General features: G+C 65.8%; 19 protein-coding genes and 2 pseudogenes. 9 read left to right on the top strand and 12 right to left on the bottom strand.

All coding sequences use genetic code 11. The annotated features are described in order from the left end of the window. Positions 1-3: 3 nt before the first annotated feature. Positions 4-852 (bottom strand): SDR family oxidoreductase, encoded by an 849-nt coding sequence (locus tag G6N44_RS10310; protein WP_163663676.1) that lies wholly within the window; start codon positions 850-852, stop codon positions 4-6. Positions 853-1046: 194 nt separating this feature from the next. Here G6N44_RS10310 and G6N44_RS29770 point away from each other — a divergent pair. After that, positions 1047-1157, top strand: a pseudogene (locus tag G6N44_RS29770) (CAP domain-containing protein); the annotation flags it as partial. 146 nt (positions 1158-1303) lie between these two features. Here the strand turns inward: G6N44_RS29770 and G6N44_RS10300 are convergent. The 4 genes from G6N44_RS10300 to G6N44_RS10285 form a co-directional block, all read right to left on the bottom strand. Next, positions 1304-2518 (bottom strand): D-alanyl-D-alanine carboxypeptidase family protein, encoded by a 1215-nt coding sequence (locus tag G6N44_RS10300; protein WP_163663672.1) that lies wholly within the window; start codon positions 2516-2518, stop codon positions 1304-1306. A gap of 188 nt (positions 2519-2706) precedes the next feature. Further along, on the bottom strand, positions 2707-3705 hold the full coding sequence (locus G6N44_RS10295) for an SMP-30/gluconolactonase/LRE family protein (RefSeq protein ID WP_163663670.1): 999 nt from the start codon (positions 3703-3705) through the stop codon (positions 2707-2709). 90 nt (positions 3706-3795) lie between these two features. After that, positions 3796-5178 (bottom strand): aspartate aminotransferase family protein, encoded by a 1383-nt coding sequence (locus G6N44_RS10290; RefSeq protein ID WP_163663668.1) that lies wholly within the window; start codon positions 5176-5178, stop codon positions 3796-3798. Further along, positions 5175-5690: an Lrp/AsnC family transcriptional regulator gene (locus G6N44_RS10285; RefSeq protein WP_163663666.1), complete on the bottom strand. Its 516-nt coding sequence runs from the start codon at positions 5688-5690 to the stop codon at positions 5175-5177. The genes G6N44_RS10290 and G6N44_RS10285 overlap by 4 nt, the downstream gene beginning before the upstream one ends. Positions 5691-5812: 122 nt before the next feature. Here G6N44_RS10285 and G6N44_RS10280 point away from each other — a divergent pair, with 122 nt between their 5' ends. The 3 genes from G6N44_RS10280 to G6N44_RS10270 are packed head-to-tail and all read left to right on the top strand — an operon-like array spanning position 5813 to position 8746. Beyond that, positions 5813-7288, top strand: coding sequence for a gamma-aminobutyraldehyde dehydrogenase (locus tag G6N44_RS10280; RefSeq protein ID WP_163663664.1), 1476 nt, complete (start codon positions 5813-5815; stop codon positions 7286-7288). Between the two features lie 43 nt (positions 7289-7331). Continuing rightward, positions 7332-8255 (top strand): sigma-70 family RNA polymerase sigma factor, encoded by a 924-nt coding sequence (locus G6N44_RS10275; protein ID WP_163663662.1) that lies wholly within the window; start codon positions 7332-7334, stop codon positions 8253-8255. Beyond that, positions 8255-8746, top strand: a complete 492-nt coding sequence (locus G6N44_RS10270; protein ID WP_163663660.1) for a PPOX class F420-dependent oxidoreductase — start codon at positions 8255-8257, stop codon at positions 8744-8746. Before G6N44_RS10275 ends, G6N44_RS10270 begins: the two co-directional genes overlap by 1 nt. Here the strand turns inward: G6N44_RS10270 and G6N44_RS10265 are convergent. After that, a complete protein-coding gene (locus G6N44_RS10265; RefSeq protein ID WP_163663658.1) occupies positions 8741-9532 on the bottom strand; it encodes a phosphatidylethanolamine N-methyltransferase family domain-containing protein in 792 nt (263 codons plus the stop codon). The two genes, G6N44_RS10270 and G6N44_RS10265, sit on opposite strands and share 6 nt — an antisense overlap. A 13-nt stretch (positions 9533-9545) precedes the next feature. Then, positions 9546-10151 (bottom strand): annotated as a pseudogene (locus tag G6N44_RS10260) (carboxymuconolactone decarboxylase family protein); the annotation flags it as partial. A 105-nt stretch (positions 10152-10256) separates the two neighbouring features. On the opposite strand from G6N44_RS10260, the gene G6N44_RS10255 reads away from it, so the two are divergent. Then, positions 10257-11105, top strand: a complete 849-nt coding sequence (locus G6N44_RS10255; protein WP_163663654.1) for a putative endonuclease domain-containing protein — start codon at positions 10257-10259, stop codon at positions 11103-11105. Between the two features lie 71 nt (positions 11106-11176). Here the strand turns inward: G6N44_RS10255 and G6N44_RS10250 are convergent, their stop codons facing one another. The 4 genes from G6N44_RS10250 to sdhC are packed head-to-tail and all read right to left on the bottom strand — an operon-like array spanning position 11177 to position 14615. After that, entirely contained in the window at positions 11177-11968 is a 792-nt protein-coding gene (locus tag G6N44_RS10250) for a succinate dehydrogenase iron-sulfur subunit (RefSeq protein WP_163663651.1), read from the bottom strand. A 2-nt stretch (positions 11969-11970) separates the two neighbouring features. After that, positions 11971-13725 (bottom strand): succinate dehydrogenase flavoprotein subunit, encoded by a 1755-nt coding sequence (sdhA, locus tag G6N44_RS10245; protein WP_163663649.1) that lies wholly within the window; start codon positions 13723-13725, stop codon positions 11971-11973. Positions 13726-13728: 3 nt separating this feature from the next. Continuing rightward, a complete protein-coding gene (locus G6N44_RS10240; protein ID WP_163663647.1) occupies positions 13729-14202 on the bottom strand; it encodes a succinate dehydrogenase hydrophobic membrane anchor subunit in 474 nt (157 codons plus the stop codon). Beyond that, positions 14199-14615, bottom strand: coding sequence for a succinate dehydrogenase, cytochrome b556 subunit (sdhC, locus tag G6N44_RS10235; protein WP_163663645.1), 417 nt, complete (start codon positions 14613-14615; stop codon positions 14199-14201). Before sdhC ends, G6N44_RS10240 begins: the two co-directional genes overlap by 4 nt. A 215-nt stretch (positions 14616-14830) precedes the next feature. Between sdhC and G6N44_RS10230 the strand changes: the two genes are divergently transcribed. From G6N44_RS10230 to G6N44_RS10215, 4 genes are all read left to right on the top strand, one after another. Then, on the top strand, positions 14831-15229 hold the full coding sequence (locus G6N44_RS10230; RefSeq protein WP_163663643.1) for a cytidine deaminase: 399 nt from the start codon (positions 14831-14833) through the stop codon (positions 15227-15229). A 49-nt stretch (positions 15230-15278) separates the two neighbouring features. Continuing rightward, entirely contained in the window at positions 15279-16568 is a 1290-nt protein-coding gene (locus tag G6N44_RS10225; protein ID WP_163663641.1) for a thymidine phosphorylase, read from the top strand. 82 nt (positions 16569-16650) lie between these two features. Then, the gene (locus G6N44_RS10220; RefSeq protein WP_163663639.1) at positions 16651-17739 is read left to right on the top strand and encodes an adenosine deaminase; all 1089 of its coding nucleotides are present in this window, start codon (positions 16651-16653) and stop codon (positions 17737-17739) included. Positions 17740-17793: 54 nt separating this feature from the next. After that, positions 17794-19212 (top strand): DUF1254 domain-containing protein, encoded by a 1419-nt coding sequence (locus G6N44_RS10215; RefSeq protein WP_163663637.1) that lies wholly within the window; start codon positions 17794-17796, stop codon positions 19210-19212. Between the two features lie 12 nt (positions 19213-19224). Here the strand turns inward: G6N44_RS10215 and satS are convergent, their stop codons facing one another. After that, on the bottom strand, positions 19225-20502 hold the full coding sequence (gene satS, locus G6N44_RS10210; protein WP_163663634.1) for a protein export chaperone SatS: 1278 nt from the start codon (positions 20500-20502) through the stop codon (positions 19225-19227). Between the last annotated feature and the right edge of the window lie 26 nt (positions 20503-20528).

Here is a 20528-nt window from a genome sequence, read left to right as displayed (position 1 = left end):
CTGCTACGAGGCGGTGTATCCGGGCGGGTTGGGGGTGTCGACCCACAGGTCCACGCCGAGGTCCGAGCCGGGCACGCAGTCGTAGGCCGACAGGTCGGTGACGCCGTTGGCCACCAGCACGTCCTCGCACAGCAGGCTCTGGCCGGTGTACTCGCGCGCCGGCTTGTTGAAGACCGCATAGGCGGCGTCGGCGTAGACGTCGGGTTTGCGGGCGCGGCCCATCGCCTCGTCGCCGCCGAGCAGGTTCTGTACCGCGGCGGTGGCCACCAGCGTGCGTGGCCACAGCGTGTTCGACGCGATTCCCGCCTCACGCATCTCTTCGGCAATGCCCAACGCGCACAGCGTCATCCCGAACTTGGCCATCATGTACGCGGTCGGCTTGAGCCACTCGGACTCCAGCCGGATCGGTGGGGACAGGGTGAGGATGTGCGGGTTCTCCCGGCCCTTCATGTGCGGGATGCAGGCCTGCGACACCGCGTAGGTTCCGCGGATCTGGATGCCGTTCATCAGGTCGAAGCGCTTGAGCGGTACTTCCTCGATCGAGCCGAGGTTGATCGCCGAGGCGTTGTTGACGCAGAGGTCGATGCCGCCGAACTGCTCGACGGCCTTGGCGACCGCAGCGGCCACCGAGTCCCCGTCACGCACGTCTCCGACGATGGGCAGGGCCTGCCCGCCGGCCTCCTCGATCTCCTTGGCGGCGGTGTAGACGGTGCCCTCGAGTTTGGGATGTGGTTCGGCGGTCTTGGCGACCAGCGCGATGTTGGCGCCGTCGGCGGCGGCTTTCTTGGCGATCGCCAGGCCGATGCCGCGGCTGGCGCCGGAGATGAACATGGTCTTCCCGGACAGCGACATGTGGTCCTCCTGGCGGTTGGTTGTGTGCCGAGTTTGGCTCGGGGTTCAGGTGAGCGGGCGGGTGGTCCCGGCCGATGCGCGCCGGTTCCGAAGCCGGGCCCAGCTCGCAGAAGGTAAAACAGTTAAACAGTTATTGATTTGTTGGATTGCGACGATACAATGTCTCGAAATGCGGCCCGGCGAAGGGGTGGAATATGGATCCGAATCCGGACTACGACGCGAGCGACGAGGTTGAGTTCTTCTTCAACTGGTTGCCGTGGGCATTGCGTGGCACGTATCCGCCACCGGCCTATCCTCCGAACTAGTCCACGCGAGATCGCGGTTCAACCGTGAATGTGTCGGTCACCAGCCCCGCTCGACCAACGTCTGCTGTACCGAATCGCCCGTGCGCTCACGGAAGCGGAAACGACATGCATATCGGCTGGTTGGAGGCCGACCGGGGGGGTGTCGATCAACGAGCGGGGCGGCGATTCAGCGAACGCGCCCCCATGATCAACAGGAACACGATCACGGCGCCGACGATCGCCACGCCGACCCGCACCGGCAGTGAATCTGCCGGTGGCAGAACCGAAGCCGCCTGGGCTGCCGTCGGTTGGTCGGTCTTGGGGGTGATCAGTGACGGATCGGGGTCGACGAGCGTTCCGACCTTGGTTCCCGGTGGAGTGGCGAACCCGTAGTCGAGCAGGTGCGCGGCCTGTTCCCACGGCGCGATCGGCACCCGGGTGCCCTTCATCAGGATGGCCACCAGGCGCCGGCCGTCACGATTGGCCGCGCCGACGAAAGTCTGACCCGCGTCATCGGTATATCCGGTCTTGCCACCCATCGCGCCCGGGTAGCTATAGAGCAGCTTGTTGTCGTTCTCCACCGGGTAGGACGGATTGCCGTCGCGGCCGGGGAAATCGTAGTTCTGGGTCGCCACGATGTCGGCGAATGCCGGGTTCTGCCAGGCGTAGCGGTAGAACAGCCCGATGTCGTAGGCGGAGGTGCTCATACCGGGTCCGTCGAGGCCCGAAGGGGTGGCCGCCCGGGTATCGCGGCCACCGAGCTTGCCGGCCAGGATGTTCAGCTTCTGCAGCGCGGGGTCCATACCGCCCAACTGGGCCGCCAGGGCGTGCGCGGCGTCGTTGCCGGAGTGCATCAGCAGTCCGTGCAGCAGGTCGTTGATCGTGTACTGACCGCCGGGGCCTACGCCGACCCGGGTGCCTTCGGAGTTGGCGTCGTCCTGGGTGCCGGCGACCAGCTTGTTGAGGTTGAGTTCGTTGAGTGCAGCGGTGGCCACGAGCACCTTGATGATGCTGGCCGGACGGTGGCGTCCGTGCGGGTCCTTCGCGGCGATGATGTCGCCGCTGTCCAGATCGGCGACCACCCAGGACTCGGCAGAGACGTCATTGGGCAGCGGCGGGGTATCGGGGGCGGTGATCACGCCGCAGCCCGATAGCGCCTCGCCGCCAATTGTCTTGGTAGGCACCGGTAGCGGGCCGGGTGCGACCTCGCCCGGCTTGGGCACCTCGGAGGCGTCCACGGCCGGAGGAGTGGTCACCTTGTACGGGCACTCGGGGGCCGGGTCCGCATTGGCCATACCGGCCGTCATCAGGGGTGCCGTCAACATCGCCAGTGCCGCGAACGCGGACACAGCGCGCTGGGTAGTCCTCCGCAAGGTCGCCATCGTGTCCGAAGGTTAGGCGATTCGGCTCCGATTTCCCGTTTGCCACGCTGTGACGTGTGTGGTTTGTGTGACGACTGTGACTCTGACTCGGCGGGGCCCAGTTGTCGGCACAAGTGGTGGTCTCGGGCATCAGGCGGGGGAGGAACCAAGCCCTGAGAACCGGTGCTCTTGTGCCGCCCGCCGACGCTCTAGCGAAGAGTTTCGAGTTCGGCGTACGCCAGCGTCGGGAAGGCGATTGTCGACATCCACAGCTTGCCCGCGGATTCGACCACCCCGGTGACGGTGCCGAAATCTGGCCGTGTGGTGCGCAGCCCGGCGAGCGCCGCACCGGAGTCGGCGTCGAACGCCAGTACCCAGACTTGTGGCCGGATCTTGGGCTGGAGTCGGTCAGGTAACCGCCACAGCAGTTTTCGGATCACCGGTGCCCGCGGCGCGAGCCATTCGGCGGCCCCGTTCGGTGGGGACACCATCGCCACCCAGATCCGGCCGTCTGCACCGGTGGAGATGTTGTCCGGATACCCCGGCAGATGCACCGCCAGCGGCGTCGCGGTGCCGGCCTGCGGCCCGCTCAGCCAGTACTTGGACAGCCGCCGACCCTGGGTCTCCGCGAACACCAACGCTGATTCGTCGGAGGTGGTAGTCAAGCCATTGGCGAAGTACAGGCCATCCAGCAACGTGGTGACGGAGCCGTCGGTGTCCAGCCGGAACAGGCCGCCACGCCCGCGGGCTTCCATGATCGCTCCAGGGAAATGCTCGATATGGAAATGGCTGGTCGACTCGGTGAAATAGATTGTGCCGTCTGCAGTCTCGGTGACGTTCGAGCAAAACTTCAGTGGGCGGCCATCCACTGACTCCACGAGTTTCGACAACACTCCGGAATCAGGATCCAACGCCAGTAGCCCGCGGTGGCTGTCACAGATCAGCACTCGCCCGTCGTGGGCAACGTGCATGCCCAGTGGACGGCCGCCGGTGTCGGCCACCACTGCGGCCGCCCCGTCGGGCGAAACCCGCACAATGCGGCCGTCCTCCAAACCGGTCCACAGTTGTCCCGATGCGTCGACGACGACGTCCTCAGGCCCTTCACCGGGCACCGGCACGATGGTCAGCTCGGCCGGCCCGAACTCGGGCAGCGGATCAATGGGAGGTGGAGTCCAACGGATCGGATCGATGGGAGGTTTGCGTGGCACGCTGCCAGTCTGCCGCCGAAACGGTATTCCAGCAGAGGGTTACTCGAACTTGTTCTGCTGGAATGCCGTTTCGGCGGAATGGAGTCCGACCTACAGCAGCTTTCCGGCCTCGGTCAGCACGCCGTGCAGGATCTCGTAGATCGCGTCGAACTCGGCCTGCCCGCTGATCAGCGGCGGGGCCAGCTGGATCACCGGGTCGCCACGGTCGTCGGCGCGGCAGTACAGCCCGGCCTCCCACAGCGCCGGGGTCAGGAACCCGCGCAGCAACCGCTCGCTCTCCTCGTCGTTGAACGTCTCCTTGCTGGCCTTGTCCTTGACCAGCTCGATGCCGTAGAAGAATCCCTCACCGCGGACATCGCCGACGATCGGCAGGTCGTAGAGCTTCTCTAGGGTGGCCCGGAACGCGGGCGCGGTTTCCTTGACGTGGGCATTGATGCCCTCACGCTCGAAGATGTCGAGGTTGGCCATCGCCACCGCAGCCGAAACAGGATGTCCGCCAAAGGTATAACCGTGGCCGAACACGGTCTGGCCGTCGTCGAACGGCTCGAAGAGACGGTCGCTGGCCACCATCGCACCCAGCGGCGAGTAGCCCGACGTCAGGCCCTTGGCGCTGGTGATGATGTCGGGCACGTAGCCGAAGTCGTCGCAGGCGAACATCGAACCGATCCGACCGTAGGCGCAGATCACCTCGTCGGAGACCAGGAGCACGTCGTACTCGTCGCAGATCTCGCGAACCCGCTCGAAGTATCCCGGCGGCGGCGGGAAGCAACCGCCCGCGTTCTGTACCGGTTCGAGGAACACCGCGGCCACGGTGTCGGGCCCTTCGAATTCGATGGCCTCGGCGATGCGGTCCGCGCAGTAGCGGCCGAAAACCTTTTCGTCGTGGGCATATTCGGCCGGTGCGCGATAGAAGTTGGTATTCGGCGCGCGAAAGCCGCCGGGGGTCAGCGGCTCGAACGGTGCCTTGAATGCCGGGATGCCGGTGATCGCCAGCGCTCCCTGAGGGGTGCCGTGATAGGCGACCGCACGCGAAACCACCTTGTGCTTACCGGGTTTGCCGGTGAGCTTGAAATACTGCTTGGCCAGCTTCCATGCGCTCTCGACGGCCTCGCCGCCGCCGGTGGTGAAGAACACCCGGTTCAGATCGCCCGGTGCGTAGTTGGCGATACGCTCGGCCAATTCGATGGCCGGCGGTGTGGCGTACGACCACAGCGGGAAGAAGGCCAGTTTCTCGGCCTGCTTGGCCGCGGCCTCGGCAAGTTCCTTGCGGCCGTGGCCGACCTGGACGACGAACAGGCCGGAGAGTCCGTCGATGTAGCTCTTGCCCTTGTCGTCGAAGATTCGGACGCCCTCGCCGCGGGTGATGATGGGTGGTGTGATGCCCTCGCCGTGCCGGGCGAAGTGGCCCCACAGGTGGCGGTTGGCCTTGGCTGCCAGATCTGTGGTGGCGGGTGCATGTTCTGCGATACTCATCGAGTTCCCCAATTGTATTGCTGCTTAACAAGTTTAAGGTAAACAAGGGTTTCGGTGGATATCACTCCCGGCAATGCGCGGATCTTGGTGTTGAGCAGCTCGAGCAGGCTGTCGTCGTCCTCGCAGACCACCTCGCAGATGGCGTCGAAGGAACCCGCCGTCAGCACGACGTAGTCGACCGATTCGATGGCCGAGAGTTTCTCGGCCATCTTGAGGGTGTCGCCGGTGCAGCGGATGCCGATCATCGCCTGGCGGGCGAACCCGAGTTGCAACGGATCGGTCACCGCGACGATCTGCATGACGCCGGCGTCGACCATGCGCTGTACGCGCTGGCGTACCGCGGCCTCGGACAGGCCCACGGCCTTTCCGATCCCGGCGTATGAGCGGCGGCCGTCGGCCTGCAACTTCTCGATGATCGCCTTCGACAGGTCGTCGAGCGGGAAGGCGGCACGGGAATGGTTGTTCACCCGCAGTTGCACAGGCTGAAGGTCGTCACCCGCAGGGTTGCTCATGCCTCCGATTGTGCACGGAATCCGTCGTTTGCAACAAGTGAACCGATGAAATCCCTTGTTTGAACCGGGCCTAACGCGGGATTGCGTAGAGGTCGAGGTTGCCGTCGGTTAGCGTGGGCCGCATGGGTGTGACGAGCAGCTGGATCAACGGTGCCGCGGTCGCGACCGCGGGGCCGATTCACCAGATCATCGACCCGGCCACCGGGCAGGCCGTTGCCGACTACGACCTGGCCACCCCCGCCGACGTGGACAACGCCGTGGCCGCCGCCCGGGCGGCATTTCCCGGCTGGTCCAGGTCCACGCCGGCCGAGCGGTCCGCGGTGCTGGCCAAGCTGGCCAAGCTCGCCGACGAACATGCTGGTCAGCTCGTTGCCGAGGAGGTCAGCCAGACCGGCAAACCGGTCCGCCTGGCCACCGAGTTCGACGTCCCCGGCAGCGTCGACAACATCGACTTCTTCGCCGGTGCGGCCCGTCACCTCGAAGGCAAGGCCACCGCGGAGTATTCGGGCGACCACACGTCGAGCATCCGGCGTGAGGCCGTCGGCGTCGTCGCGACCATCACCCCGTGGAACTACCCGTTGCAGATGGCGGTGTGGAAGGTCATCCCGGCGTTGGCGGCCGGATGTTCGGTGGTCATCAAACCCGCCGAGATCACCCCGCTGACCACGCTCACGCTGGCCCGGCTGGCCACCGAGGCCGGTCTGCCCGGCGGCGTGTTCAACGTGGTCTCCGGGGGCGGTGCCGATGTCGGCACCGCGCTGGCCGGCCATCGTGACGTCGACATCGTCACTTTCACCGGCTCGACGGCCGTCGGCCGCAAGGTGATGTCGGCTGCCGCCGTGCACGGCCACCGCACCCAGCTCGAGTTGGGTGGTAAGGCGCCGTTCGTGGTGTTCGACGACGCCGACCTGGACGCCGCGATCCAGGGCGCTGTGGCCGGTGCGCTGATCAACACCGGGCAGGACTGCACCGCTGCGACCAGGGCGATCGTGGCCCGCGACCTGTACGACGACTTCGTTGCCGGCGTCGCCGAGGTGATGGGCAAGATCGTCGTCGGCGACCCGCACGACCCCGACACCGACCTGGGCCCGCTGATCTCCTTCGCGCTCCGCGACAAGGTGGCCGGCATGGTGGCCCGGGCATCCGAACAGGGCGGCCGCGTCGTCACCGGCGGCGTGATGCCGGAGCTGCCCGGTGCGTTCTACCGGCCCACCCTGATCGCCGATGTCGCCGAAACCTCAGAGGTGTACCGCGACGAGATCTTCGGGCCGGTGTTGACCGTCCGGTCGTTCACCGATGACGACGATGCGATCCGGCAGGCCAACGACACCGACTACGGCCTGGCCGCCTCGGCCTGGACCCGTGACGTGTATCGCGCGCAGCGGGCCTCCCGCGAGATCAACGCCGGTTGCGTGTGGATCAACGACCACATCCCGATCATCAGCGAGATGCCGCACGGCGGCGTCGGTGCGTCGGGCTTCGGCAAGGACATGAGCGACTACTCGTTCGAGGAGTACCTCACCATCAAGCACGTGATGAGCGACATCACCAGGGTCGCCGAAAAAGATTGGCACCGAACAATTTTCAGCAAGCGCTGACATCCGTATCGCCGCGAAACGGCGACGCCGCTAGGCTGGGGTGGTGACCACTGCGGCGCGCACCGATGAATTCGAGGCGCTGCGGCCGCACCTGCTGGCGGTCGCCTACCGGTTGACGGGTACCTACGCCGATGCCGAAGACATCGTGCAGGACGCCTGGCTGCGCTGGCATGACAACCAATCCACGATCGCCGACCTGCGGGCCTGGCTGACCACCGTCGTGAGCCGGCTCGGGCTGGACCGGCTGCGTTCGGCAGCCCACCGGCGCGAGAAGTACGTGGGGGAGTGGTTGCCCGAGCCCGTGGTCACCGGATTCGACGCCAATGACCCGCTCAGCGCGGTGGTTGCCGGTGAGGACGCCCGGTTCGCGGCCATGGTGGTGATGGAGCGGCTCAATCCCGACCAGCGGGTGGCGTTCGTCCTGCACGACGGTTTTGCGGTGCCGTTCAGCGATATCGCCGATGTGCTCGGGGTCAGCGCCGCCGCGGCCAGACAATTGGCGTCGCGGGCGCGGCGGCGGGTCGCCGATGCCCCGCCTCCGGTGCCCGATGACACCCACAACGAGGTGGCCGGTGCGCTGATGGCGGCGCTGGCGACCGGTGACATCGATGCCGTTGTGCGCCTGCTACATCCCGACGTCACCTTCACCGGCGATTCCAACCGCAGGGCTCCGACCGCGGCACGCGTCATCCACGGCCCGGACAAGGTGGCCAGGTTCCTGTTCGGGCTGGCCCGGCGTTACGGTCCGAACTGGCTGGCGGACAGCCGGCTGGCCCTCGTCAACGGCCAGCTCGGCAGCTACAACCCGGGGTCACCAGCCCTCGACGACTACCCGGAGATGATGCCGCGGGTCACCGCGATGGCCATCCGCGACGGCCTGGTTTGCGCGGTGTGGGATATCGCCAATCCCGACAAGTTCACCGGATCCCCCCTTCGTGAAGCGAGCGAGCGTGGAGGTGCGACGTGATGCCGAATGAGCCGGGAACCCTGGCCCAGACATTCAGCCGAATGATGTTCCGGGGCATGGACAAAATGCGTCACCGCGACGCCTTCGACATCGGAGATGCGACCGGAAGCACGTTCGCCGGATTCGAGAACTACCGGCAGATCGTGTTGGTGACCTTCAAGAAATCGGGTGAGGCGATGCCCAGCCCGATCAACCACGGTGTGGCCGACGGCAAGCTCTACGTGCGTACGGATGCATCGACCGGGAAGGTCAAACGCATCCGCAACAACCCGAATGTCCTGGTGGTGGCGAGCAGTCTGCGCGGCAGGCCCAGCGGACCCGTGGTGGCCGGCGTGGCGCGCATCCTGCCACCGGCGGAACACGCGCACGCCGACGCGGTGATTGCCGCCAACTGGAGTGCACCCATGAAGCTCTTCGAGCGCAGCCTTGACGTGAGCAGTCAGACTCTGGGCGTGCCAATGGCTTTCATCGAAATTACGCCCGCGTCATAGAACGTAGGGGATCAGCGCCTTGCGGTCGGTGGGGTACTCGGGAAACTTTTCCCGATACCAACCGTGGGTGCCCAGTGCCCGGGGAACCAGATTGCCTGCGGTGATCAACAGGATGGCGACGCCGGGCAGCGCCCAGGTCAGCAGTGCGAACCCGGACCAGGCGATGATCTCGCCCAGGTAGGCCGGGCTGGTGACGAACCGGAAGCCGCCGCCGAAGGGGATCCGGTACTCCGCCCCGCCGGGATTCTTCTTGTCCCGCAGGTTTCGCACGATCGACTCGGAGTTGACCAGCAGCGCGAACCCGCACAGGTAGATCACCAGCCCCAGCAGGAACCGCGGATCGGTCAGCCAGGCGGTGGTGTACTGCCCGAAGAAGTCGTGGCTGAACAGGGTTCCGTTGAGATAGCCGTGCATGGATGTGACGAGCATGCCCATCACGATCACCGAGATGTTGAAGGTGCCACGCTTGCCGGGTGCCTGGCGGATCGCCAATGGGAAGAACCACCCCCGGTTGGCGTAGTGCAGCATCCAGATTCCGGCCAGTACCAGGGATGTCGGCTCGAATCGGTTGGGCCCGGCCAGGTAGCTGATCAAGAAGACCACCGTCGCGGGGATCTCCATCAGCCACCAGCCGAGCTTCGGGTTGAGATTGAGGCCGAGTTTCGTCGTCGAGAAGCGTCCGTAGGAACTCTGCGCGAAGAACCCGCCGATGATCACGAATGCGGCGAACGCAAAGGCCGCGGCCAGCACGGTGTCGTAGAGCGTGTCGCCGGTGTACCACTGCATGTGAGGTGTTGTATCACGCCCACGGAACGCGGCACGCATCCCCGGAGTTGAAGCCCTGCTCGGTGATGCCCAGAGCCGAGTACATCCGAGACCGCATGTTCTCCACGCCGATCTGGTAGGTCAGCTCGATCACGCCGTCGTCGCCGAAGCGGCGTTGCAGGTCGGCCACCTGTTCGTCGGTGACGGTGTGCGGATCCGTCGTCATGGCGTTCGCGTAGGCGATCGCGGCACGCTCGTCCTCGGTGAACAACGGTGAGGTGGCGTAGTCGTCGATCGACTTGAGCCGCTCCACGTCGAGGTTCTCCAGCCGCATCAGCATGGAGCCGAAGTCCACGCACCACGAGCAGCCGACGGTGCGGGCGGTCCAGAACACCGCGAGCTCGCGCACGGTGGCGGGCAGCTTCTTGGAGCCACTCTGGAGCAGCATTTCGTGGACGCCGTTGGCGACCAGTAGGCGCGGATGGTGCGCGGCCACCGCGAAGGGTTCGGGCACCTCACCGAACTGGCGCTTGGCATACCAGTACATGGCGCGGGTCAGCAGGCCGGCTTGCTTGGGCGTTACCGCGGCGATTCGTGTCTCGGTCATACCCGTTAGACGAGGCGGCTCTGCAATGTGTGACAGCGCCGAACCTGAGCTTCTGTTTGAGAATTCAGGAGAATCTCGCACACAAGCTCAGATTGGGCGGCCACGGAACCACCGGGTGGGCCCGGGCGTCCAATTGGCATGGTCTTCCTGGGTTCCGAGGCGCTGGCGGCCGGCAAGCTCAACCGCTATCAACTCCGCACCCGGTACGACGCGGTGTACCGGGACGTTTACGTGCCGCGGGGGACGAGGGTCACACCCGTGGACAGGGCGGTCGCGGCCTGGCTGTGGTCCGGGCGGCGCGCAACCGTGGCCGGGTTGTCAGCTGCTGCGCTACACGGTTCGGAGTGGATCGACGTCAAGCACCCTGCCGAACTGAACCAACCCAGCCAGCACCGAACCCCTGGGATCCTGTTGCACTGCGACACCCTTTGGGATGACGAGACCTGCCTCGTTCGCGGCATCCCGGTGACGGCGCCGTATCGGACCGCGTTTGATCTGGGCCGGCGCAAGGGATTGACCGCGGCCGTCATTCGGATAGATGCACTGCTGCAGGCGACGCCGCTGAAGATCCCCGATGTGCAGCCGCTTTTACAGCGTCACAAGGGAGTTCGGGGGATCCAGCAATTACGCCAGGTACTCGACCTCGCCGACTACGGTGGTGAATCGCCGCAGGAAACTCGCCTGCGCCTGTTGTATACCGACGCGGGCATGCGGCCGACTCAGACGCAGATCGTGGTGTTCGATCATCGCCGGGTGGTGGGCCGGATCGACATGGGTTGGCCGGAGTGGAAAGTCGGTGTCCAGTATGACGGCATCCAGCACTGGACCGACCCGAAGCAGCGCACAAAGGACATCGACCAGGATGCGGAGTACCGCGCACTCGGCTGGCAGATAGTCCGCGTCGGGGCCGACTTACTCCGGTATCGTCAGCGGACCATCATCGATCGCACCCGCCAAGCGCTGCGGGCAGCGGGCGCCCCCTACTGACGAACCTGAGCTTGTGTTCGAGAATTCAGGAGAATCTCGCACACAAGCTCAGGTTCGGCACAACAAAGGACTTAGCGCGCAAACATCAACGCGCGCTTGACCTCCTGGATCGCCTGGGTCACCTGGATACCACGCGGGCAGGCCTCGGTGCAGTTGAACGTGGTGCGGCAGCGCCACACGCCGTCGACCTCGTTGAGGATGTCCAACCGCTCGGCGGCCGCCTCGTCACGCGAATCGAAGATAAACCGGTGGGCGTTGACGATCGCGGCCGGGCCGAAGTAGGACCCTTCGCTCCAGTACACCGGGCAGCTGGTGGTGCAGCAGGCGCACAGGATGCACTTGGTGGTGTCGTCGTAGCGGGCCCGGTCGGTCGCGCTCTGGATGCGCTCCCTGGTGGGCGGGTTGCCACTGGTGATCAGGTACGGCTTCACGGCGCGGTACGCGTCGAAGAAGGGCTCCATGTCCACCACGAGGTCCTTCTCCACGGGCAGGCCGCGGATCGGTTCGATGGTGATGGTGAGCTGCTTGCCCGCCTTCTTCGGCAGCAGGTCACGCATGAGCACCTTGCAGGCCAACCGGTTCACACCGTTGATCCGCATGGCATCCGAGCCGCACACACCGTGTGCGCAGGACCGCCGGAAGGTCAGGGTGCCGTCCAGGTAACCCTTCACGTACAGCAGCAGGTTGAGCAGCCGGTCCGAGGGCAGGCAGGGCACCCGGAAGCTCTGCCAGCCTGCGGCGTCAGGGTTTTCCGGATCGAACCGGGCGATCTTGAGCGTGACCATGACCGCGCCGTCGGGCACGGGAGGCAGCGGTGGATCGCCGGCTTCGGGCTTGGCTACAACGTCAGCGACGGGGCTCATTGTCAGTACTTCCGTTCCATCGGCTCGTACCGGGTCTGGACGACGGGCTTGTAATCCAGCCGGATGTCGGAAAGCAGCTCGTCGCCTTCCTTGTAGGCCATGGTGTGACGCAGGTAGTTGGTGTCGTCGCGGTTCGGGTAGTCCTCACGGGCGTGCCCGCCGCGGGACTCCTTGCGGTTGAGCGCACCCACCACGGTCACCTCGGCCAACTCCAGCAGGAAGCCGAGCTCGATGGCCTCGAGCAGGTCGCTGTTGTAGCGCTTGCCCTTGTCGTGCACCGTGATTCGGCTGTACCGCTCCTTCAGGGCATGGATGTCGGTCAGCGCCTGCTTGAGGGTTTCCTCGGTGCGGAACACCGCGGCGTTGTTGTCCATCGACTGCTGCAGCGCAGTGCGGATATCGGCGACGCGCTCGTTGCCGTGCTCAGAGAGGATGTCACCGACCCAGCCGACCACCATGTCGGCCGGGGATTCCGGCAGGTCGACGTGATTGTGGTTGGCGGCGTACTCCGCGGCGGCGATACCGGCACGGCGGCCGAACACGTTGATGTCCAGCAGCGAGTTGGTGCCCAGCCGGTTGGCGCCGTGCACCGACACACACGCACACTCACCCGCGGCGTACAGGCCGGGAATGACGTTGGTGTTGTCGCGCAGCACCTGGCCGTTGACCGTGGTCGGGATGCCACCCATGACGTAGTGGCAGGTCGGGTAGACCGGCACGAGTTCGGTGACCGGGTCGACACCCAAATACGTGCGGGCGAACTCGGTGATGTCGGGAAGCTTGGCCTCCAGCACGTCCTCGCCGAGGTGACGCACGTCGATGTAGACGTAGTCCTTGTTCGGTCCGGCACCGCGACCTTCGAGCACCTCGAGCACCATCGACCGGGCGACGATGTCACGCGGTGCCAGGTCGACGATCGTCGGCGCGTAGCGCTCCATGAACCGTTCGCCCTCGCCGTTGAGCAGGCGACCGCCCTCACCGCGCACGGCCTCGGAGATCAGGATGCCCAGGCCGGCCAGGCCGGTCGGGTGGAACTGGTGGAACTCCATGTCCTCCAAGGGAAGTCCCTTGCGGAAGATGATGCCCAGACCGTCGCCGGTGAGGGTGTGGGCGTTGGAGGTGGTCTTGTACATCCGGCCCGAACCGCCGGTGGCGAACACGACCGCCTTGGCGTGGAAGATGTGGATGTCGCCGGTCGCCAGCTCGTAGGCGATCACGCCGGTGGCCACCGGGCCCGTCGGGGTGTCCGTCAGCGCGATGTCCAGCGCGTAGAACTCGTTGAAGAACTCGACGTCGTGCTTGACGCAGTTTTGGTACAGCGTCTGCAGGATCATGTGACCGGTGCGGTCGGCGGCGTAGCAGGCCCGGCGCACCGGGGCCTTGCCGTGGTCGCGGGTGTGCCCGCCGAAGCGGCGCTGGTCGATGCGGCCCTCGGGGGTGCGGTTGAACGGCATCCCCATCTTCTCGAGGTCCAGCACCGCGTCGATGGCCTCCTTGGCCATGATCTCGACGGCGTCCTGGTCAGCGAGGTAATCGCCACCCTTGACGGTGTCGAAGGTGTGCCACTCCCAGTTGTCCTCTTCGACGTTGGCCAGCGCGGCGCACATGCCGCCCTGGGCTGCGCCGGTGTGCGACCGCGTCGGGTACAGCTTGGTCAGCACGGCGGTACGCACGCGCGGACCGGCCTCGACGGCCGCGCGCATGCCGGCGCCACCGGCACCGACGATGACGACGTCGTAGCGATGTTCCTGAATCATTGGTTAGCCCCCAATATTCGGGTCGAAGGTGACCAGGACGTAGGTGCCCAGAACCAATGTGAACCCTGTCGCCAGCAGTAGCAGCGAATTCAGGTAGAACTTCGTGACGTTCTTCCGGGCGTAGTCGCCGATGATGGTGCGCAGGCCGTTGGCGCCGTGGATCATCGCGAGCCACAGCAGGGCCATGTCCCAGATCTGCCAGAACGGGGAGGCCCAGCGCTGTGCGACGTAGTTGAAGTCGATGCGGTACACACCGTCCTGCCACATCAGCATGATGAAGAGGTGGCCGAGCGCGAGGAATACCAGCGCCAGACCCGAGAACCGCATGAACAGCCAGGCGTACTTCTCGAAGTACGGAATGCCGCGGGGACGACGGGGCGCACGGGGGTGGTCCAGCGCAGCCGGCCGGTCGTGTTCACGTTCCAGTACCGGTGCCGGACGGCCCAGCCGCGACTCGCCCGCTTCTGGCGCGCTCACAGGAACCGCTCCACCATGTGCATACCGATGACTCCTAGTGCTGCGATGAGGACCACGGCAAAGATGCCGACGGCGACCGCGAGCATCTGCCGCTGGTAGCGGGGACCCTGCTGCCAGAAGTCGATGAGGATGACGCGGATGCCGTTCAGTGCGTGGAACAGCACCGCGGCGACCAGGCCGATCTCCATCAATCCGACGATGGGTGTCTTGTACGTCTCGATGACCTCGTTGTAGGCCTGCGGGCTCACCCGGACCAACGCGGTATCAAGGACGTGGACGAACAGGAAGAAGAAGATCGTGGCACCGGTAATGCGGTGCAGTACCCAGGACCACATACCCGGATCACCGCGATAAAGGGTGCGCCGTCGCGATTTCCTGGGTTGCGGAGCCGGTACCTCCGTTTGCGTACTCATCGGGCCCTCCAACGCCATCGGTGGGACGTCTGGGACTGCGGAGTGAATTAGCCCCAAACCTCGGGGCGACTCTAAACCCATTTGCAGTGGCGAACGAACTACGGTTGAGCAGATCGGCCCGCCAACCAAACCAAAGTTAGGCTTACCTATCTTAAAGTGCGGGTCGGGAATTGGGGCTTCGGAATGCATTCAGAACCTGTGTCGGGCATGGTCGAATGACGATCGAAATCGACTGGAATCTCCTGCGTAGCAGAGCAATCGAGGCGTCAGCGCACGCGTATGCGCCCTATTCGGGCTTTCCGGTCGGTGCTGCCGCTCTGGTCGACGATGGACGGATCGTGACCGGATGCAATGTGGAGAATGTCTCATATGGCCTAGGTCTCTGTGCCGAGTGCGCTGTGGCCTGCGCCCTGCATTCCGGAGGCGGCGGAAGGCTTGTCGCACTGTCGTGTGTGGGCCCGGACGCGGGTCTTCTGATGCCTTGTGGGCGCTGTCGGCAGGTGTTGCTCGAACACGGCGGGCCCGAGCTGCTCATCGACCATCGGCACGGCCCGCGGCCGCTGCACGAGCTGCTGCCCGACGCCTTCGGGCCCGATGATCTGACGCGCAGGTAAGGCCAAGTGGTCCAACAACTCCGGGTTACCGGCGAGTAGCTTGACCGGCATGTCCCATCTCGACGCTCCGTCCGTCATCCGGACCAAACGTGACGGCGGGGTGCTGTCCGACGCCGCCATCGACTGGGTGATCGACGGCTACACCCACGGACGGGTCGCCGACGAGCAGATGTCGGCCCTGTTGATGGCGATCTTTCTCAAGGGCATGACGCCGGCCGAGATCACCCGGTGGACGGCGGCGATGGTCGTTTCCGGAGAGCGGTTCGATTTCACCGATCTTCGTCGTGACGGCAAGCCGCTTGCCCTGGTGGACAAGCACTCCACCGGCGGGGTGGGGGACAAGATCACCATTCCGCTGCTGCCGGTCGTGATGGCCTGTGGTGCCGCCGTCCCGCAGGCGGCCGGGCGCGGGCTCGGGCACACCGGAGGAACGCTCGACAAACTTGAGGCGATCCCGGGATTCACCGCAGAGTTGTCGAAAGCCCGGATCCGGCAACAACTTCGGGATATCGGCGCGGCGGTGTTCGCCGCGGGCGATCTGGCGCCGGCCGACCGCAAGATCTACGCACTGCGCGATGTCACCGCCACCACCGAGTCGCTGCCGCTGATCGCGAGTTCGGTGATGAGCAAGAAGTTGGCCGAGGGGGCGCGATCGCTGGTCTTGGACGTCAAGGTCGGCCGCGGTGCGTTCCTCAAGACCGAGGCCGAGTCGCGGGAGCTGGCGGCCACCATGATCGACCTCGGCAACGCCAACGGGGTACCGACCCGCGCCCTTCTCACCGATATGGACAGCCCGCTGGGCCGGACCGTCGGCAACTCCGTGGAGGTCGCCGAATCGCTGGAGGTGCTGGCCGGTGGCGGGCCGTCCGACGTGGTCGAACTGACGTTGGCGCTGGCCACCGAGATGCTCGACGCGGTCGGCGTCGATGGCACCGACCCGGATGAGACGCTGCGGGACGGCAGTGCGATGGATTGCTTCCGTGCGCTGGTGGCGGCCCAGGGCGGGGACCTGACCCGCCCTTTGCCCATCGGGGCCGCCACAGAAACCGTCACGGCCCCGTACGGCGGCATCATGGGCGACCTCGACGCGATGGGAGTGGCGCTGGCGGCCTGGCGGCTGGGAGCCGGCCGCGCCCAGCCGGGCGAACCGGTGCAGTTCGGGGCGGGCGTGCGGATCCACCGCAAGCCCGGGGAGCCGGTCGCCGCAGGCGAGGCGCTGTTCACCCTGTACACCGAGACCCCTGAGCGGCTGCCCGGCGCACTCGCCGAGCTCGGGGGCGCCTGGACCGTCGGCGACACCGTACCCACTCAGCGGCCGCTGGTCATCGACCGCTTGTGACGCTCGGGCCTTCTGCGCGAACGGCGGCTGAACACCTACGGATCTGCGGGCCGATCCGGCCGAACGTGGGGATGATGGGGGCATGAGTACGCCGCTGAGTCTGGACAAGATCCAGCACGCTCCCAAGGCCCTGCTGCACGACCACCTCGACGGTGGTCTGCGACCGGCCACCGTTCTTGATCTGGCCGGTCAGCTCGGCTATGACGACCTGCCTGCCACCGAGGTCGACGAGTTGGCCACCTTCTTCCGTACCGCCGCGCACAGCGGCTCGTTGGTGCGCTACCTGGAGCCCTTCGCCCACACCGTCGGGGTGATGCAGACCCCGGAGGCACTGCACCGCGTCGCCTACGAATGTGTGGAGGATCTGGCCGCCGACAACGTCGTCTACGCCGAAATCCGGTTCGCCCCCGAACTGCACATCGACCGCGGCCTGTCGCTCGACGACGTGGTCGACGCCGTGTTGGCCGGCTTCGCCGATGGGGAGAAGGCCGCCGCAGCCGAGGGCCGCGCCGTCACCGTGCGCTGTCTGGTCACCGCTATGCGCCACGCTGCCCGGTCGCGGGAGATCGCCGAGCTGGCAATCCGGTTCCGGGACAAGGGTGTTGTCGGTTTCGACATCGCCGGAGCGGAGGCCGGATACCCGCCCACGCGACACCTCGACGCGTTCGAATACATGCGAGGCAACAACGCGCGCTTCACCATTCACGCCGGTGAGGCGTTCGGGCTGCCCTCCATCCACGAGGCCATCGCATTCTGCGGGGCCGACCGGCTGGGTCACGGGGTGCGCATCGTCGACGACATCACCGAGTTCGACGACGGGTCCCAACATCTGGGCCGGCTCGCATCCATCCTGCGGGACAAGCGAATTCCGCTGGAGATGTGCCCTAGTAGCAACGTGCAGACGGGGGCTGCCCCGAGCATCGCCGAGCATCCGTTCGACCGGTTGGCGCGGCTGCGGTTCCGGGTGACCGTCAATACCGACAACCGGTTGATGAGCGACACCACCATGAGTCAGGAGATGCTGCGCCTGGTCGAGGCCTTCGGCTACGGTTGGAGTGATCTGGAGCGCTTCACCATCAATGCGATGAAGTCGGCGTTCATCCCGTTCGATGAACGCCTCGCGATCATCGACGAGGTGATCAAACCGCGATATGCGGTTCTGGTCGGCTGACGCTGCTGCAGAAATCGAGCCGGCTCGACCACGACCTCGCCACAGGAGTGATGGATGAAGTTTCTGACGTACGGGCTGACGGCGTTACTGCTTGCCGCGGTTGTCAGCTGTGGCGAGTCCGCCCAGCCGCCGAGCGCGGAGCAGGGTGGGGCGCCGACACCGGAAACGGTGCGCCAGATCGCCAAGGAGGCTTACATATACGGCTTCCCGATGGTCGACTCGTACCGCATCCAGCACGCCTACTACATCGACAAGGCCAACCCTCAGTACGCGGGCGACTGGAACCAGACGCACAGCATCGCCCGGGTCTTCACTCCCGAGGACACCACGGTCCAGACGCCCAATTCCGATACGCCCTACACGATGTTGGGCGGCGATCTCCGCGCTGAACCGTTGGTGCTCACCGTGCCGCCGATCGAGGCGGGCCGCTACTACTCCTTGCAGTTCATCGACAGCTACACCTACAACATCGCCTACGTGGGCAGTCGCACCACCGGTAACGGCGGCGGCAAGTATCTGTTGGCCGGCCCGGGGTGGAAAGGGGACAAGCCCGCCGATATCACCGACGTGATCCGCTCCGACACCGATTTCGCATCGGTCATCTACCGCACCCAACTGTTCGATCCCGACGACATCGACAACGTCAAGAAGATCCAGGCCGGTTACACCGTCGAACCGCTGTCCGCGTTCACCAAGCAGGCCGCGGCGACCGCTCCTGCGGTGGATTTCATCGCGCCGCTGACCCCCGACGAGCAGAAGACCTCGCCCAAGTTCTTCGGGATCCTCAACTTCCTGCTGAAGTACGCACCGGAAGTGCCCTCGGAGAAAGACCTCCGGGCTCGTTTCGCCACCATCGGCATCGGTCCCGACGGGGATTTCAACCCCGACACGATGAGCCAGGAAACCCTGCAGGCCGTGCAGGAGGGGATGGCCGACGCCTGGACCGAGTTCAACACCCTGAAGAAAGACAAGATGGACACCGGCGAGGTGACCTCGGCTGATCTGTTCGGCACCCGAGAAGCGTTGAAGGACAACTACCTCTACCGGATGGCCGCAGCGGTGTTCGGCATCTACGGCAACTCCAGCGCGGAGGCCATCTACCCGGTGCTGGCCGTCGACTCGGCCGGGGCACCGTTGACCGGGAACAACGACTACACCGTGCGGTTCGCGCCGGGGCAGTTGCCGCCGGTCAACTCGTTCTGGTCGGCGACCATGTACAAGATGCCGCAGAGCCTACTGGTGGCCAACCCGATCAACCGGTATCTGATCAATTCGCCGATGCTGCCGAACCTGGTCAAAGACCCCGACGGTGGCATCACGATCTACGTGCAGAACCAGTCGCCGGGCCCGGAGAAGGAGGCGAACTGGCTGCCCGCACCGGACGGTCCGCTGCAGGTGGTCCTGCGCTTGTACTGGCCCAAGGAAGAGGCACTCAACGGCACCTGGCAGGTGCCGAAGGTCGTCAAGAGCTGACCGGGGATCCAGCTACTCGGCCCGCAGGCGCGACTCCACGAAACGCTCCAACGCTTCCCACTGCTTGACGGCCTCGGCGTACGGCGCCTTGGGCTCGCGGGCATTCTCGTTGCCCAGGACGTAACTCACGAACTTGCCGAGGGCCGTGGTCTCGGCCAGCGTCTCGTCGACCGTCTTGTCCTCGGAGTAGTCGCTGACGTCGCGCAGCAACTCCACGGCCAACTCCAGCTGGTCGTGGTCGACCGCGTCGGGTCCGTCGGCGATGTCGTCGGAGATGCCGGACAGGACGTAGACGTTGTCATCGGAGACGTCCACGCGCAGGGAGCCGTCGGTGGCGGCGGTCCGGATGTCGTCGTAGGTGGTCAGGTCCGACAGGTCGTGGTCGTGTTCGTCGGCCAGGTAGCGGGCCAGGGCACGCTCGGAGCTGAACACGCTGATGCGACCGTTGCGGCCGAGGAAGACCGGATCGTCGTCGAGGTAGCACCGCAGGGTGTAGACCGTGCCCGAGCCCGTCATGATGCGGACCGGGTCGATACCGACCTTCTGCCAGAAGTCCTCGTCGTCGCCCAGGACAGCCGTGTCCCCGGCGCTGCGCGCGGGTCCGGCCGCCGCGGTGTCGTCCTCGTCGTCGCTGTCGGTGCTGCCGTCTTCGGTGTCGACGGTGAGGTCGTCCTCGTCCTCTTCGGGGGCCGGCTCCGCGAGCTCGGACTCGGCCTTCTTGACCGCGCCGCCATCGATGTCTTCGGGGATGGTGACGATCTCGTCGATGGCGTCGAGCACGCCGTCCCAACCTCGCCCGATCACGGCTTCGACCTCGGCCCAGCGCTTGCGCCCGGACCGGCCGGTGAAGTTGTCCATCCCGCCACCGAGCGTGCCGAGCACGGGGTTGCCGTTGAAGAACTTGCTGATGGCCGTCAGTTCGCACACGGAGCCGATCGAGGACACCACGACCAGGGTGCGGTGCACCGTCGCGACGGATTCTTCGGTCGGCTTGTCGGCGACCAGCTCCGGCACCCCGACGATGTCGTATTCACGGTCGTCGGCCGACTGCAGCTTGTGGGCATTGGCCGCGGTCAGCTTCTCCCACGCCGGGTGGTCGGCCAGATCGTTGTCGGTGTTGGTGCGGACAAATGCCGCGAGGTCAGCGACCGATTCGAAGGCGAACAGGGCGTCGCCCTCGCCGAGGAAAGCCTCCCACTCGTCACCGGCATCCCGCCACCGCGGAGCCCAGAGTGTGTAGAGGTCGCCCTTGGTCAGCCCGAGCCGAATCGGGACGATGTCAGCAGCCATGCGGCACAGCCTAGTGGGGCGCTTCC

Origin of the sequence: Mycolicibacterium alvei, from assembly GCF_010727325.1 — a bacterium.
In the GTDB taxonomy this organism is placed as follows: Bacteria; Actinomycetota; Actinomycetes; order Mycobacteriales; family Mycobacteriaceae; genus Mycobacterium; species Mycobacterium alvei.
The sequence above is the reverse complement of the archived record's forward strand: the minus strand, read 5'-3'. Positions and strand labels throughout refer to the sequence as shown.

Excerpts from the sequence above, each read along its gene's own strand:
- G6N44_RS10310 (WP_163663676.1), bottom strand. The coding sequence starts at position 852 with ATGTCGCTGTCCGGGAAGACCATGTTCATCTCCGGCGCCAGCCGCGGC.
- G6N44_RS10300 (WP_163663672.1), bottom strand. The coding sequence starts at position 2,518 with ATGGCGACCTTGCGGAGGACTACCCAGCGCGCTGTGTCCGCGTTCGCG.
- G6N44_RS10290 (WP_163663668.1), bottom strand. The coding sequence starts at position 5,178 with ATGAGTATCGCAGAACATGCACCCGCCACCACAGATCTGGCAGCCAAG.
- G6N44_RS10285 (WP_163663666.1), bottom strand. The coding sequence starts at position 5,690 with ATGAGCAACCCTGCGGGTGACGACCTTCAGCCTGTGCAACTGCGGGTG.
- G6N44_RS10280 (WP_163663664.1), top strand. The coding sequence starts at position 5,813 with ATGGGTGTGACGAGCAGCTGGATCAACGGTGCCGCGGTCGCGACCGCG.
- G6N44_RS10270 (WP_163663660.1), top strand. The coding sequence starts at position 8,255 with ATGCCGAATGAGCCGGGAACCCTGGCCCAGACATTCAGCCGAATGATG.
- G6N44_RS10265 (WP_163663658.1), bottom strand. The coding sequence starts at position 9,532 with ATGCAGTGGTACACCGGCGACACGCTCTACGACACCGTGCTGGCCGCG.
- G6N44_RS10255 (WP_163663654.1), top strand. The coding sequence starts at position 10,257 with ATGGTCTTCCTGGGTTCCGAGGCGCTGGCGGCCGGCAAGCTCAACCGC.
- G6N44_RS10250 (WP_163663651.1), bottom strand. The coding sequence starts at position 11,968 with ATGAGCCCCGTCGCTGACGTTGTAGCCAAGCCCGAAGCCGGCGATCCA.
- sdhA (WP_163663649.1), bottom strand. The coding sequence starts at position 13,725 with ATGATTCAGGAACATCGCTACGACGTCGTCATCGTCGGTGCCGGTGGC.
- sdhC (WP_163663645.1), bottom strand. The coding sequence starts at position 14,615 with ATGAGTACGCAAACGGAGGTACCGGCTCCGCAACCCAGGAAATCGCGA.
- G6N44_RS10230 (WP_163663643.1), top strand. The coding sequence starts at position 14,831 with ATGACGATCGAAATCGACTGGAATCTCCTGCGTAGCAGAGCAATCGAG.
- G6N44_RS10225 (WP_163663641.1), top strand. The coding sequence starts at position 15,279 with ATGTCCCATCTCGACGCTCCGTCCGTCATCCGGACCAAACGTGACGGC.
- G6N44_RS10220 (WP_163663639.1), top strand. The coding sequence starts at position 16,651 with ATGAGTACGCCGCTGAGTCTGGACAAGATCCAGCACGCTCCCAAGGCC.
- G6N44_RS10215 (WP_163663637.1), top strand. The coding sequence starts at position 17,794 with ATGAAGTTTCTGACGTACGGGCTGACGGCGTTACTGCTTGCCGCGGTT.
- satS (WP_163663634.1), bottom strand. The coding sequence starts at position 20,502 with ATGGCTGCTGACATCGTCCCGATTCGGCTCGGGCTGACCAAGGGCGAC.